The 14,217-nt window shown below is 76.7% G+C and carries 11 protein-coding genes; 10 read left to right on the plus strand and 1 reads right to left on the minus strand.

The window, feature by feature from the left end; genetic code table 11:
• The first annotated feature begins 120 nt into the window (after positions 1 to 120).
• From ACF9IK_RS20630 to ACF9IK_RS20670, 9 genes are all read left to right on the plus strand, one after another.
• Positions 121 to 522 (plus strand): hypothetical protein, encoded by a 402-nt coding sequence (locus tag ACF9IK_RS20630; RefSeq protein WP_395295649.1) that lies wholly within the window; start codon positions 121 to 123, stop codon positions 520 to 522.
• Positions 523 to 662: 140 nt separating this feature from the next.
• Complete coding sequence (locus ACF9IK_RS20635; protein ID WP_395295650.1) at positions 663 to 3,632, plus strand: toxin glutamine deamidase domain-containing protein; 2,970 nt, start codon at positions 663 to 665, stop codon at positions 3,630 to 3,632.
• Between the two features lie 211 nt (positions 3,633 to 3,843).
• Positions 3,844 to 5,223, plus strand: coding sequence for an SUKH-4 family immunity protein (locus ACF9IK_RS20640; RefSeq protein ID WP_395295651.1), 1,380 nt, complete (start codon positions 3,844 to 3,846; stop codon positions 5,221 to 5,223).
• 237 nt (positions 5,224 to 5,460) lie between these two features.
• On the plus strand, positions 5,461 to 6,327 hold the full coding sequence (locus tag ACF9IK_RS20645; protein WP_395295652.1) for a glycerophosphodiester phosphodiesterase: 867 nt from the start codon (positions 5,461 to 5,463) through the stop codon (positions 6,325 to 6,327).
• 105 nt (positions 6,328 to 6,432) lie between these two features.
• Positions 6,433 to 7,395 carry a Ppx/GppA family phosphatase gene (locus ACF9IK_RS20650; protein WP_395295653.1) on the plus strand — a complete coding sequence of 321 codons (963 nt, stop codon included), beginning with the start codon at positions 6,433 to 6,435 and terminating at the stop codon, positions 7,393 to 7,395.
• A gap of 773 nt (positions 7,396 to 8,168) precedes the next feature.
• A complete protein-coding gene (locus ACF9IK_RS20655) occupies positions 8,169 to 8,972 on the plus strand; it encodes a sugar phosphate isomerase/epimerase family protein (protein WP_395298630.1) in 804 nt (267 codons plus the stop codon).
• A 28-nt stretch (positions 8,973 to 9,000) separates the two neighbouring features.
• The gene (locus tag ACF9IK_RS20660) at positions 9,001 to 9,771 is read left to right on the plus strand and encodes a class I SAM-dependent methyltransferase (RefSeq protein ID WP_395295654.1); all 771 of its coding nucleotides are present in this window, start codon (positions 9,001 to 9,003) and stop codon (positions 9,769 to 9,771) included.
• A gap of 151 nt (positions 9,772 to 9,922) precedes the next feature.
• Positions 9,923 to 11,767, plus strand: coding sequence for a dihydroxy-acid dehydratase (ilvD, locus tag ACF9IK_RS20665; protein ID WP_395295655.1), 1,845 nt, complete (start codon positions 9,923 to 9,925; stop codon positions 11,765 to 11,767).
• A 154-nt stretch (positions 11,768 to 11,921) separates the two neighbouring features.
• Positions 11,922 to 12,449, plus strand: a complete 528-nt coding sequence (locus tag ACF9IK_RS20670; RefSeq protein ID WP_395295656.1) for a hypothetical protein — start codon at positions 11,922 to 11,924, stop codon at positions 12,447 to 12,449.
• 282 nt (positions 12,450 to 12,731) lie between these two features.
• On the opposite strand, the gene ACF9IK_RS20675 is transcribed toward ACF9IK_RS20670, so the two are convergent.
• On the minus strand, positions 12,732 to 13,166 hold the full coding sequence (locus tag ACF9IK_RS20675; RefSeq protein ID WP_345328948.1) for a hypothetical protein: 435 nt from the start codon (positions 13,164 to 13,166) through the stop codon (positions 12,732 to 12,734).
• Between the two features lie 214 nt (positions 13,167 to 13,380).
• On the opposite strand from ACF9IK_RS20675, the gene proC reads away from it, so the two are divergent.
• The gene (proC, locus tag ACF9IK_RS20680; RefSeq protein WP_395295657.1) at positions 13,381 to 14,208 is read left to right on the plus strand and encodes a pyrroline-5-carboxylate reductase; all 828 of its coding nucleotides are present in this window, start codon (positions 13,381 to 13,383) and stop codon (positions 14,206 to 14,208) included.
• Positions 14,209 to 14,217: the final 9 nt, after the last annotated feature.

Raw genomic sequence — 14,217 nt, forward strand, 5'->3', positions numbered from 1 at the left:
TGGCCGGGCCGTACGGACGGTGACGGAGTGAAGGCGGGGTGAAGAGGTCGCCCGCGTGCTGCGGGGCGCCCCGGGGCTCGCCCTAGGATGGCGGCCGGTCCGCTACGGGGAGGTACGGGGATGGCCGGCGGCAGCGGCAGCGGGGGCGACGGAGGCGGCTCGTTCGTCCTCAAGCCATGGGAACTGCACGGTGAGGGGCGGGAGTTCGAGAAGATCTCGGCGGACTTCGGCAAGGCGGCCGGTGTCCTGGAACAGGGCCTCGCCGCACTCGGCGCGCCGTGGGGGCAGGACCGGCCGGGCAGCGGGTTCGCCGCCGCCTACCGGGAGGCGCAGGGCGGGCTGATCGGCGGCCTGCGCGGGCTGGCCGGCGGGCTCGGCCAGGTCGGGACCGGGCTGCACACCATGGCCGAGCGGACGGCCGACGCCGAGACCTCGGCCGCGGCCGGATTCGGTGGAGCCGCGCGCCCGGGCGCAACCCCGGTGCCCGCCCGGATCGTCCCCCACAAGGACGTGTCGGCCTGACGCCGGAACCGTCCGGCCTTTCCGCGCCGGCGGCCCGCTGAGGGAGCCGCACGGCGAAGTCCGCATCACGGACGTCCGCACGCCCGCTCTCCGCACCCCGGGGCCCGAGCCGGAGGTCCGCACGTCGAAGGGGGAAGCGCGTGTCCCGGAAGCTGCCCGAGGAACTGGCCCCGGTCCTGGCCCGGACCGGTCACCAGTGGCCGCAGGCCGACGAGGACGGCTTGCGCAAGGCGGCCGGGCTCTGGCGCGAGTTCGGGACGGAGGCCGAACGTCTCGGCAAGCGCGGCGGGGACTCCGCCAAGCGCGTCACCGCGGAGAACTCCGGCCGCGCGGTGGACGCCTTCGAGGCCTACTGGCGGGCGTTCCGCGGCAGCGGAAGGGGCCACCTGGACGACGCCCACTCCGCCGCCGGTCTGGTCGCCGGCGCCTTCGACCAGGCCGCCCGGGCCGTCGACTCCTGCAAGGCCGATGTCGTCGCCGCCCTCAACGAGCTGGCCGCCGAGCTGAAGCAGGCCGAGGAGCAGGCCGCCCGGGCCAAGGCCGCCGCCGCCCGGGTCGCCGACGCCACGGGGGGCGGGGACGCCGGGGGCGGGGTCTTCGGCGGGCTGCGGCGGAGCGCCAACGCCGTCGCGGAGGGGCTGCGGCAGACCGCCACCGAGACGGTCGCCGAGGCCACGGCGGCGCTGGCGGTCGAGGGCGCCCGGCTGAAGATCGGCGGGCTGCTGGACGAGCTCGGCCGCGCCATGAAGGACGCCCTCAGCACCGCGCTCAAGGAGCCCGCGGTGGTCGCGGTGCTGCGCCTCGGTCCCGGTGGCGGTCCCGACGGGGTGCGCCCGGCCTCGTTCACCGGCCCCGGCGGGGCCTTCGACCCGGTGGCCGCCGGACTGCCCGCCGTGCTCGGCGAGCCCGGCGTGCTGGGGGCCGGCGGCGGCGCCGGCCTGGCGGTGGTGCTCGGCAGGGACGGCAAGCCGCTGGTCGGCGAGGACGGCCGGCCCGTGGTCGGCGTGCCCGGCCTCGCGGTCAAGCTCGACGAGGCCGGCCGCCCGGTGCTGGACGAGCACGGTGACCCGGTCATCCTCCGGCCCGACGGCACTCCGGTGACGGACGCCGACGGGCTGCTCGTGGTCAAGGACGCGGCCGGCCGGCCCGTGGTCGGCGTGGAGGACCTCACGGTCGAGCTGGACGAGCACGGGCAGCCGCTGCTGGGCAAGGACGGCCGCCCGGTGGTGCTGGGCAAGGACGGCAAGGAGGTCGCCGGCCTCCCGTTGGCCGACCCGGCGGGCGGCGGCCGCGGCGGGCACCCGCTGGACGGCAAGCCCGGCGGCCCGCTCGCCGACGGCCCGGGCGCCGTGCTGCCGGGCACGCCCGGAGCCCCCGTCGCCCCGGGCCCGGTGGTGCGCGGGGCCGGACCGGACGACGTGGTGATCATGTCGACGCCGGACGGCGGCGGCCCCGGCGGCCCGTCCGGCGGAGGGCCGGAGCAGGCCGGCGACGGAGGGCGGGGACCGGTGCGGAGCGGGCCGGTGAACGGCGGCGACTGGTCGCCGCCCGCCCGCCCCGACGCACCCTCCCGCCCCGCCGGACCGGCGCACCACGGCGGGGACGGCGGCTCCGGCTCGGGTGGCAGCGGCTCGGTGGCGGCCGGCTGGTCGGGCCCGGCCGACGGCGACCACCAGAGGCCGGCCGCCCAGGCCCCGCACGGGGGTGGCGGCGGCCCGGTGACGGTCCGGACGGACTCCGTCCTCGCGCCGTCCGCGCCCCCGGCGGCGCCGGCCTGGTTCCCGTCCGGGCCGGACGCGCCGACGGGCGGCGGGCACGGCGGCCCGACCTCCGGCGGCTCCTCGTACAACGGGCCCTCCTACGGCGGCTCCTTCAACGTGCCGGGCGGCGGGTCCGGGCCGGTGGCCACCGGCCCGGTCGGCCCCGGCCCGCTGGTCGGCGGGCACCCCGGACACGCCGCGGGCCCCGCGGCCGCCGGACACGGACCGGCCCCGTTCGGCAGCGGCGTCGGCCCCGGCGGACCCGCCGGCGCCGCGGGCCCGGCCGGCCCGGTCGCCGTCCCCGGCGGCCCGGTCACCGGATCGGCCCCGGCCTCCGGAGCCGCCGGAACGCCCGGCGCGGCCGCCCCCGGCCAGCACGCGCAGACCGAGCCCCGGCCGGGCGCCGGCCCCCGCGCGACCACCGGAGCCCCGCATCCCGTCCCCGCACCCTTGCTCGTACCGCCCCCGGCGGCCCCGCCGGCGGCCGGCCCCGGGTTCGGCCCCGGCTTCGGCACCCCCCGTCCCGAGCTCCACCCCGGCGACCACCGGCGCCGCCCCGACGGCTCCCCGGTCGAGGGCGAGACCGGGCTCGCCTGGGCGGCCGTCCCGGTCGCCACCGCCCACGCGACGGCCCTGCAGCTCGCGCTGCGCGCCCGCCGCGGCACCACCGTGGACGAGCCGGTCGCCCGGCTGCGGACCATCGCCGACAGCCGTCCGTACGGCCTGCCCGGTGGGCTCGGCCCGGTCGACCCCGAGCACCAGCGCGAGAGCGAGCGCCGGGCGCCCCGGGACGGCGAGGGCCTGGCCCTGCGCCACCCCGACCCGGCGGCCGGCGGCTGGGCCGAGGTGGTCAACGACGGCGGCCACCGCGAGCCGGGCCGGGCCAACAACAGCCTGGAGATCGCGCTCTCCGCGGTCGAGACCTTCACCGGCCGGCCGACCTGCGCCGCCCCGCGCATCCCCACCGACGGCGACGCCGGCGAGCGCGGTGGCCGCGACCGCGCCGAGCGCGAACTCGGCGCGCCGTTCCGCGACCTCGGCGACGGCGGGCCGGCCTTCGGCCGCCTGGCCGAGGAGTTGAAGCGGGCCGGTCACGGCTCCCAGGCGGTGCTGCTCACCCTGGACGGCTTCGGCCGTCCGCACGCCTGGAACGCGGTGAACCACAAGGACGCCGTCACCTACCTGGACCACCAGGTCGGCCGCCTGGGCGGCGCGCCGCTGCACGACGCCGTCGGTGGGCTCTGGGCCATCGCCCTGGACCCCGACGGCCGTCCGCTCGACCTGGCCGGGCGCCGGTCCGGGGCGGTCCCGGCCCCGACCCCCGAGCCCGCTGTGGGCAACACCCCGTGACGACCCGTCCGACCACCGGTCGGGCGGCCGGGCGGGAACGGCTCGCGTCCCCCGCCCGCCGCCGGGTGACGCCGCGTCCGGCGGCCCCGGCCCGGCGCGGGCACCCCGGCGCCCGCGTGGCATCCTGTCTGCCGGTCCGCGGGGCCCCGGGGCGCCGTCCGGTGCCCGCCCGCCTCCTCCTCCCTCGCGCCGATGCAAGGAGCACCACCTCGTGACCACCCGCGCGCAGGCGATCGAGGCCGCGCACCGCTGGATCAACGGCGAGCTGCCCGGCGCCTCGGCCGACGGCTCGACCGGGGCGAGGCGGGTGCACTCCCACGAGTTCGACCTCGGCTGGGTGCTCTGGGCCGAGCCCCCGCCGGTGCGGGTGGACCCGTTGACCGGCGAGCGGCGCGCCCCCGAGGAGGTGGGCGCGGCCTGTGCGGTGGTGGACCGCGCGACCGGCCGCTTCACCGTCTGGCCCTCGGTGCCGGTGGACCAGGTGGTCACCCTCTACCGGGACTTCCTGGGTGCGGGTGCCCACGACCCCGGCCTGCCGCCGGCCACCGGCCGGGGCACCCGGGCCGAGCTGACCTACCGCGACGCCCTCGGCGGGCTGCGGTCGCTGGCGCTGCGCTCGGCGCCCGGCCTGCCGCACCCGGCTCTGCGCGGCTGGTGGTGGCTGCGCGAGCAGGGCGTGCGGGCCGAGGACGTGCTCGCCGTCCACACCGACCTGCGGCTGTCAGCGCTCCCCGGCGGCTACTGGGCCCATGCGCTGGCCGCCGAACTGCCCGGCGTCCGGGTCGGGTCCGACCTCCCGTACGGGCCGCGCTTCGACCACCGGGCGGCGGCGGTCCGCGCCCTGCCCGCGGACCCGGACGGCCCGGCCCGCAACCGGGTGCCGTTCCCGCGCGGAGCCGCGCCGAGCCCGGCCCGCCCGGACCGGCCTCAGCCGGACGCGGCCCGGCCGGCCGGGGAGCTGACGGCCGGGGAGCTGACGGCCGGGGAGCTGACAGACCGGGCGCTGGCCGACCGTTTGGTGGAGCGGTTCGGCGCCGGCGGCGTCCGGCGCTTCGACCCGGCGGACCTCACGCGCGCCGACCTGCCCGAGGCCACCGCCGGGGTGCTGCGGGACATCGGGGTGCCGGTGGCCGTCGAGGGCTTCTTCGGACTGCACCACCCGGGGCCGGACGCGATAGCCGACGGCACCCGGGCCGGCAGCGTGCTCCCGCCGCTGGCCGCCCATCTGGCGGAGACCGGGCGAGGCACCCGGGTGGCCGAGCGGGAGCGCTTGGCGCTGGCGCCGCAGCTGCTGCTCGGCACCGACGGCTGGGCGCTGATCACCGTGGACACCGCCTGCGGCGCCGTCCGCGCGGTCGACCCCGACTACGCCACCGTCCGGCACTGCAACGACGGCGCGGCGTCCTTCGTCCGCTGCCTGGCGCTGTTCGACGAGCGGCTGCCGGGTCTGCGCGGGCCCGACCGGCGGGCGGCCGGTGCCGCCGTGGACGCGCTGCAGCGCGGGCTGGCGGCGATCGACCCGACCGTCTTCGACGACCCGGAGAACTGGTGGGCCGTCATCGTCGAGCAGTTCTGGGACGGCCTGCTGTGAGCGCGGCCCCGGCCGGCCGGCCGGGGCACCGGCACCCGGCGGACGCCGGCTCGGCGGCGCGTCCGGGTGATCTGCGGTGCGTCGTGGCCGGGGCGCGCCGAGCGGCGGGCGCACGCTGAAGGAAACCGACCGTACTGTCGGGTTGTCAGATCATATTGACGATGCTTCGCCAACGCGTCGACCGTTCCCCGATCGCCGCACCCGCGGCCGTCCGAACCAGAGCTGGAGCCCCGCGCCGTGACCGTCTCGCCCCGAGCCGCCACCCACACGGCCGTGCTCGCCGCAGCCCTCGTCGTGCTGGCCGCGGGCTGCGCGGCCGCCCCCGGCCTGCGCGCCCGCCCGGCCGCCGCCCGGCCGGTCTGCGCCGGACCGGCGGTGATCGGTCACCGCGGATCGCCGCTCGACGCCCCCGAGAACACCATGGCCTCCTTCGAGACGGCCCTGCGGCAGGGTGCCGACTGGCTGGAGACCGACGTCCAGACCACCAAGGACGGCGTCCCGGTGCTGATGCACGACGCGACCGTCGACCGCACCACCAACGGCAGGGGCGCGGTCGCCGACCTCACCGCCGCCGAGGTGGCCGCCCTGCGGGTGACCGCCGGCCCCGGGCCGGACGAGCCGGTGCCGACCCTGGAACAGCTGCTCGACCGGCTCTCCGGCAGCAGCGTGACGCTGCTGATGGAGATCAAGTGGCAGCGGGCCGAGGACGTCACTCGGATCGCGCGGCTCGCCGCCGGCAGCCGCGCCCGCGTCTTCCTCTACTCCTTCTCCTCGGAGCACCTGCGGCAGGCCCACGCGGTCGCCCCCGACCTGCCGGTGGTGCTGATCCAGGGGGCCTCGTTCGCCGAGGACCCGGGCGACCTGCCGCTGCACGGCATCGCCCTGGACGCGACCCTGGCCACCGCCTCCCGGATCGCCGCCGAGCGCCGGGCCGGCCGCGAGGTCTACGTGTGGACGCTGGACGACGAGGACTCCTGGCAGCTGATGGCAGAGCGCTCCGCCGACGGCCTGATCACCGATGCCCCCGGCCGGGCCCGCCGCTGGGCCGACGCCAACTGCCGCACCGAGCCCCCGGCGGCCCCGCGCGGCGCCCGCGCGCACTGAGGGTGCCCTCCGGCGGGCCCGGGGCCGCGGGCCGACCGGGCGGACCAGCGCGAATACCGGAGTAGCCGATTTTCCGCCGGGGCGGATCGCGTAGCGTGGAGAGTTATGCGACTCGGTGTGCTCGACGTAGGTTCCAACACGGTCCACTTCCTGGTGGTGGACGCCCATCCCGGGGCCGCCCCGCTGCCCGCGTACTCGCACAAGGCCGAGCTGCGGCTGGCCGAACTCCTCGACGAGGCGGGAGGCATAAGCGAGCCGGGCGTGGCGAAGCTGATCGACATGGTCTCCTCGTCGCTGCGCGTGGCCGAGGACAAGGGCGTCGTCGACATACTGCCGTTCGCGACCTCCGCGGTTCGCGAGGCCGTCAACGGCGAGGAGGTGCTCGGCCGGGTCGCCGCCGAGACCGGCGTCGAGCTCCAGGTGCTCTCCGGGCAGGACGAGGCCCGGCTCACCTTCCTCGCCGTCCGCCGCTGGTTCGGCTGGTCCTCCGGTCGGCTGCTCAACCTCGACATCGGCGGCGGCTCGCTGGAGATCGCCTGCGGGCTGGACGAGCAGCCCGACGTCGCCTGCTCGCTGCCCCTCGGCGCCGGCCGGCTCACCGGCCGCTGGCTGCCCGGCGACATCGCCGACCCGGATCACCTGCGCGAACTCAGACGCCACATCCGCGCCGAGATGGCCACCGTCGTCGGTGAGATCTCCCGGCTCGGCCCGCCGGACCACGCCGTCGCCACCTCCAAGACCTTCAAGCAGCTGGCCCGGATGACCGGCGCGGCCCCCGCCGACGCAGGCCCGTACGCCGACCGGCGGCTCACCCGCAGCGGCCTCTCCGCCTGGCTGCCCCGGCTCTCCGGGATGACCGTCGCCGAACGGGCGCAGATCCCGGGTGTCTCCGAGGGCCGGGCCAAGCAGCTGCTGGCCGGCGCCCTGGTCGCCGACGCGGCGATGGACCTCTTCGGCCTGGAGGAGCTGGACATCTGCCCCTGGGCGCTGCGTGAGGGCATCATCCTGCGCCGCCTGGACGCCATGGACAGCCCCGCCGACCGCCGCAGGCCCGCCCTCACCACCTGAGGGCGGGCCCGAGGGCCGCTCCCCGTTCCGGGCGCGGTCCGCTTACGCTGTCTCCCGTGGCGCAACCAGCGGACGAGGACGGGACGCAGGAGAGCCGGGTACCCGGGGACGGGCAGCCGCGGCCGGACGGCCCGCGCCGCGCGCGCCGCACCGGCGGCCAGGACCGGGACGGCGGAGCGGCCGGCCGCCCCCGTGCCCTGGGCAAGGCCGTGCAGGCGGTCCAGGGCGTCCGTGCCGCCAGGACCGCGGCCGCCGGCACGGGCGAGCCCGCCCGGGACGGGGCCGGCGGGCCGGGCCCGGAGCAGGCGGCCACCGGGAAGCCCGCCGAGAGCGCCGCCGAGGCCGCGAAGCCCGCCAAGCGCGCCGCGAAGCCCGCGAAGACCGCCGCGAAGACCGCCGCCAAGGCGGCGGCCCGGGCCGCCGCCGCCAAGACCGCCGCCGCGGTGAAGCGCACCGCCCGTCCGTCCGGCCCGGAGTCGGAGGCCGAGCCGGAGACCGAGCCGAAGCCCGCCCCGAACGCCGACCCCGCGGCCGAGGCCAAGACCGCCCGCAGGAACGCGTGCAAGGCGGCCCGGCAGACCTCGGCCGCCACGTCCGCCGCCGCCCCCACCGCCGCCCGGCCCCCTCGGGAGAAGCGCACCGCCCGCGCAGCCGGCGCCGCCAAGGCCGCCGTCCAGTCCGTGCGGTCCGTCAAGGCCGCCCGCCAGGCCGCCGCCCGGACCGCCCCGCTGCTGCGCACCACCGACCGCCTCGTGCTGCCGTCGCACCCGTCCCTGCACATCCCCGACACCAAGGTCGCCCTCTCCACGGCCTCGGTCTACCCGGCCAACACCGCGGTCGGCTTCGAGCTGGCCGCCAAGCTCGGGTACGACGGCGTCGAGGTGATGGTCTGGAACGACCCGGTCAGCCAGGACACCGAGGCGCTGCGCCGGCTCTCCGACGCCCACGGAGTGCCGATCCTGGCCGTGCACGCGCCCTGCCTGCTGATCACCCAGCGGGTCTGGAGCACCGACCCGTGGACCAAGCTGGTCCGCGCCCGGGCCGCCGCCGAGAAGCTCGGGGCGAGCGCCGTGGTCGTGCACCCGCCGTTCCGCTGGCAGCGCCAGTACGCCCGCGAGTTCGTCGAGGGCATCGAGCGCATGGCGGGCGAGACCGAGGTCCGCTTCGCCGTCGAGAACATGTACCCGTGGCGCTACCGCGACCGCGAGATGCTGGCCTACGCCCCCGGCTGGGACGTCACGGACGAGGAGTACCGGCACTTCACCATCGACCTCTCGCACGCCGCCACCTCCCGGATCGACGCGCTCGCCATGGTCGAGCGGATGGGCGACCGGTTGGCCCACATCCACCTCGCCGACGGCAGCGGCTCCGGCAAGGACGAGCACCTGATCCCCGGCCGCGGCAAGCAGCCCTGCGCCGAGCTGCTGGAGCACCTCGCCCGGACCGGCTTCGACGGCCACGTGGTGCTGGAGGTCAACACCCGCCGCTCCGCGTCCCCCGCCGAACGCGAGGCCGACCTGGCCGAGGCGCTCGCCTTCACCCGGCTCCACCTGGCGACCCCGGCGCGCGTACGCTGAGTGCGAACTACCTTGCGGAGGGGGAGAAATGACGGAGCATCGGGACTACCGGGAGATCGCCGGGGCGTTCGGGTCGGTGGCGTCGGAGTACGACCGGGCGCGGCCGACCTACCCGGAGGAGCTGTTCGACGAGCTGGAGCGGCTGGCGGGCCGAGCGCTCAAGGGCGCCCGGGTGCTGGACGTCGGCGCCGGGACGGGCATCGCCACCCGCCTGCTGGCCGCGCGCGGTGCGGCCGTGGTCGGGGTGGAGCCGAACGACGGGATGGGTGCGCAGTTCCTGGCGAGCTGCCCCGGCCTGCCGCTGGTCCGGGGCAGCGGTGACGAGCTCCCGTTCCACGACGGCTCCGCGGACATCGTCACCTACGCCCAGGCCTTCCACTGGACCCACCCCGAGCGCTCGATCCCCGAGGCGATCCGGGTGCTGCGTCCCGGCGGCGCCCTCGCCGCCTTCTGGAACGTGAAGGACAGCAGCACGCCGTGGGTCCGGGCGATGGGTGAGCGGCTGGCGGTCGCGCTGCCGGGGACGTACCACGGCTACGGGGCCGTGAACGAGATCGCCGGCCACCTCGCCCCGTTCGGGCTGCGGAGCGGCACCGCCGTGCTCCGCTGGGAGCGCCGGGTCACCGTGGACCACGTGATCACCGACCTCACGTCCCGCTCCTACCTCGCCGCCCTCGCCCCCGAGCAGCGCGAGGCGCTGCTGGCAGTCGAGCGCGAGGCGCTGCTGGCGGAGTTCCCGGACGGCTGGGTGGTCGAGCCGTACGTGCTGGACCTCACCGTGGCGATCACCCCGAGCTGACGCGCCCGGGCGGGCCGGCGCCGCGTGCTGACCGCATCGCGGACGCGGCGCTCACCGCCCGGACGGCGGGCGTAGGCTCGACGGACACAGCGGTTCCGCACCCCCTCGTGCCGAGCGGGGCCGCCGGACAGCCCCGAAGGAGTGGAGCACAGTGCCCGAGCTGAGGTCCCGTACGGTCACCCACGGTCGCAACATGGCAGGCGCCCGGGCGCTTCTCCGGGCCGCCGGCGTAGCCCGCGAGGACTTCGGCAAGCCGATCATCGCGGTCGCCAACTCCTTCACCGAGTTCGTCCCCGGCCACACCCACCTCCAGCCGGTCGGCCGGATCGTCTCCGAGGCGATCAAGCAGGCGGGCGGCATCCCACGGGAGTTCAACACCATCGCGGTCGACGACGGCATCGCGATGGGCCACGGCGGCATGCTCTACTCGCTGCCCTCGCGCGACCTGATCGCCGACTCCGTGGAGTACATGGTCAACGCGCACTGCGCCGACGCCCTGATCTGCATCTCCAACTGCGACAAGATCACCCCGGGCATGCTGATGGCCGCGCTGCGGCTCGACATCCCGACCGTCTTCGTCTCCGGCGGCCCGATGGAGGCCGGAAAGGCCACCCTGGTCGACGGCACCGTCCGCAAGCTCGACCTGGTCGACGCGATCTCCCAGGCGGTGAACGAGAACGTCTCCGACGAGGACATCGCGATCATCGAGGAGAACGCCTGTCCGACCTGCGGATCCTGCTCGGGGATGTTCACCGCCAACTCGATGAACTGTCTGACCGAGGCGATCGGACTCTCGCTGCCGGGCAACGGCTCGGTGCTCGCCACCCACACCGCCCGCCGGGCGCTGTACGAGCGGGCCGGGCGGACCGTGGTCGAGATCGCCGACCGCCACTACGGTCAGGACGACCACTCGGTCCTGCCGCGCTCGATCGCCACCCGCGCCGCCTTCGAGAACGCCATGGCGCTGGACATCGCGATGGGCGGCTCCACCAACACGATCCTGCACCTGCTCGCCGCCGCCCAGGAGGCCGAGCTGGACTTCGACATGCGGGCCATCGACGCCATCTCCCGGAAGGTGCCCTGCCTCTCCAAGGTCGCGCCGAACGGCTCGTACTACATGGAGGACGTGCACCGGGCCGGCGGCATCCCCGCCATCCTCGGCGAGCTCTACCGCGGTGGGCTGCTCAACGAGGACGTGCACACCGTCCACTCCGACTCGCTCGCCGAGTGGCTCAAGACCTGGGACGTCCGCGGCGGCTCGCCGTCCGCCGAGGCCGTCGAGCTCTGGCACGCGGCCCCCGGCTGCGTCCGCTCCGCCGAGGCCTTCTCGCAGTCCGAGCGCTGGGAGTCCCTGGACACCGACGCCGCCGGGGGCTGCATCCGCAGCGTCGAGCACGCCTACTCGGTCGAGGGCGGCCTGGCCGTGCTCTACGGCAACCTCGCGGAGGACGGCTGCATCGTGAAGACGGCCGGCGTGGACGAGTCGATCTGGACCTTCAGCGGTCCGGCCGTCGTGGTCGAGTCGCAGGAGGACGCGGTCGACGCGATCCTCGCCAAGCGGGTCAAGGAGGGCGACGTCGTCGTCATCCGCTACGAGGGCCCCAAGGGCGGCCCGGGTATGCAGGAGATGCTCTACCCGACGTCCTTCCTCAAGGGCCGCGGCCTCGGCAAGGCCTGCGCGCTGGTCACCGACGGCCGCTTCTCCGGCGGCACCTCGGGCCTGTCGATCGGCCACGCCTCGCCGGAGGCGGCCTCCGGCGGCACGATCGCCCTGGTGGAGGACGGCGACGTCATCGCCATCGACATCCCCGGCCGGAAGATCTCCCTGGAGGTCTCCTTCGAGGAACTGCACGAGCGGCGGCTGAAGCTGGAGGCCGAGGGCGGCTACCGGCCGAAGAACCGCGACCGCCAGGTCAGCCAGGCCCTGCGCGCCTACGCCGCGATGGCCACCTCCGCCGACAAGGGCGCCGTCCGGGACGTCGGCAAGCTCGGCTGACACCCGGCGCCCGGTAGCCCCGGGAGGGGCCGTCCCGCCCGCCGGGACGGCCCCTCCGGCGCGCTCCGGCGGTATCGGGGGTTCCGCGCCCACCGTCCGCCGGTGGCCGCGGCCGTTCGCCGGTGTCGCGGGGCGCCGGGTGATAATCGGCCGTGTGACCGAGCACCCCGCCCCCGCCCCCACGCCCGCCGGCGCCCCCGAGCCGGAGCCGATCCGCTGGTTCGGCACCAGCTGGGTCGAGCGCGGCACCGACTACCGGCTGCGCCGGGTCGCCGTGCCGATCGGCGCCCTGCTGGCCGCCGCGGCCGCCGCGCTCGTGCTGCGCTTCGGCGTCGAGGGCATCCGGCTCTCCGACAACGGCGGCTTCCTCAACGGCCTGCTGGTCGCCGCCATCGCGATCTGCTCGCTGCTCGCCGCACTGCGCACCTGGAAGCAGCTCACCGAGGGCAAGGACCGGCTGACCGGCTGGATGGCCGAGGACAGGTCGCTCGGCGCGGTGTGGATCATCGGCGGGGTCGGCGCACTGCTCGCCTACTTCGTCCGCAGCCTGGTCGAGGCCCCCGGCGAGGCGGTCAGGCGCGCCGACTACGAGCGGGCCGCCGCCGCCCACCGGCGGCGGCAGTCCGCCCGCAGCGGCCGGCCGGCCGCCAAGGCGCCGGGCCGGGCCAAGCGCCGGCGCTGACCCGGGAGCGGCTGATCGCGTCGCGGCTGTCCCTGCCCGCCGGCTCCCCGGTGCGGTCGTACGGCTCCCGCGTCGGCCCGGTCGGATCCGGCCGGGGCGGTGCCCGTCCTGGTCACGGCCCCCGGTCGGGCACGGCTCCGGATCTTCGGCGATCGGCATCGCGCCAGTGCGTCGACGCGGTGTGACAGGGCGTCGACCGGGGGCGCACCAGGTGGTCAGCGTGTGCGTGTCGTGTGCGGATCACCCTCGGTGCTCCTCCCCGGACGCTCACCCACCCTCCGCTCACCCCTTGCCGCGGGCCTGCTTCACCGATCCGACCACGCCCGCGACCGCCAGCAGCACTCCGGCCGGCAGCAGCGAGAGGAAGAACGCGCCGATCAGGCTCGCGTCGCCGAGGATCGTCTGTGCCAGGGTGTTCAGCACCAGCAGGGCGCCGGCCGCCGGCATCGCCGACTGCCACGGGTGCTCGGCCGCCCACCTGCGCAGCCGCCGGTCCGCGGTGTCGCGGCGCAACTGGCCGCCCACCGTGCCGACCAGGAAGAAGAAGAACAGCGCCCAGCCGGCCGGGCCGGCCAGCATGCTCAGCGACCAGTCCCCGGTGACCAGATCGATCCCCAGGGCCGTCGCCCCCACCACCGCACCGACACCCGCGGCCGTCTTCCACGGGCCCACCGTCGCAGCGGCGACGGCGGCCTGCCGGTTCTCACGTCGGGACATCTCTCCGTGTGACATACCTCCACGGTGCGCCCGGAAGCCTCCCGGGGCCATAGGGGAGAACCCGGAGTTCGGCCCTTACGGGGCCGGGCCGCCGCCGGCCGCCCGCTGCCGTGGCGCCGGCGCAGGTCCGGGGCCCTTCCGCAGGGTGGACGGTCCCGCTGCGGCCGGGCGCGCGGTGCGAGGATGGCGGCAGGTACGGACGCGAGGAGCGGGCATGGGCAGCGCAGCGGCGCACGGGCAGAAGATCGCCTTCCTGGGCACGGGCAAGATCGGGGAGGCGCTGCTCTCCGGTCTGCTCCGGGCCGGCAAGAACCCGGCGGACGTCCTGGTGACCGCCCGCCGGCCCGAGCGGGCCACCGAACTGGCCGAGAAGTACGGCGTCGGCGTGGTGGGCAACACCGAGGCCGCCAAGCTCGCCGACACCCTGATCCTCGCGGTCAAGCCGCAGGACATGGGCACCCTGCTGGACGAGCTGGCGCCACACGTCGGCTCCGACCGGCTGGTGATCTCCGCGGCGGCGGGCATCCCCACCGCCTGGTTCGAGGCCCGACTGGCGGCCGGCACCCCGGTGGTCCGGGTGATGCCCAACACGCCCGTCCTGGTGGACGAGGGGATGAGCGTCATCTCCGGCGGCTCGCACGCCACCGAGGCGCACCTGGAGCGGGCCGAGGAGATCTTCCGCTCCGTCGGCAAGGCACTGCGGCTGCCCGAGTCCCAGCAGGACGCCGCCACCGCGCTCTCCGGCTCCGGCCCGGCCTACTTCTACTTCCTGGTGGAGGCGATGACCGACGCCGGCATCCTGCTCGGTCTGCCCCGGCACGTGGCGCACGACCTGATCGTGCAGTCGGCGATCGGTGCCTCGGTCATGCTGCGGGACTCCGGCGAGCACCCGGTGAAGCTGCGCGAGGCGGTCACCTCTCCGGCCGGCACCACCATCGCCGCCATCCGCGAGCTGGAGAACCACGGCGTCCGGGCCGCGCTTCTTGGCGCCCTGGAGGCGGCCCGCGACCGCTCCCGGGAGCTGGCCTCCGGCGGCAAGTAGGCTCCTCCG

Origin of the sequence: Kitasatospora hibisci (genome assembly GCF_043950205.1) — a bacterium.
GTDB lineage: Bacteria > Actinomycetota > Actinomycetes > Streptomycetales > Streptomycetaceae > Kitasatospora > Kitasatospora hibisci.

What these genes read in the sequence shown, in the direction of transcription:
- ACF9IK_RS20630 (WP_395295649.1), top strand. Translation starts at nt 121, where the DNA reads ATGGCCGGCGGCAGCGGCAGCGGGGGCGACGGAGGCGGCTCGTTCGTC.
- ACF9IK_RS20650 (WP_395295653.1), top strand. Translation starts at nt 6,433, where the DNA reads ATGCGACTCGGTGTGCTCGACGTAGGTTCCAACACGGTCCACTTCCTG.
- ACF9IK_RS20660 (WP_395295654.1), top strand. Translation starts at nt 9,001, where the DNA reads ATGACGGAGCATCGGGACTACCGGGAGATCGCCGGGGCGTTCGGGTCG.
- ACF9IK_RS20675 (WP_345328948.1), bottom strand. Translation starts at nt 13,166, where the DNA reads ATGTCCCGACGTGAGAACCGGCAGGCCGCCGTCGCCGCTGCGACGGTG.
- proC (WP_395295657.1), top strand. Translation starts at nt 13,381, where the DNA reads ATGGGCAGCGCAGCGGCGCACGGGCAGAAGATCGCCTTCCTGGGCACG.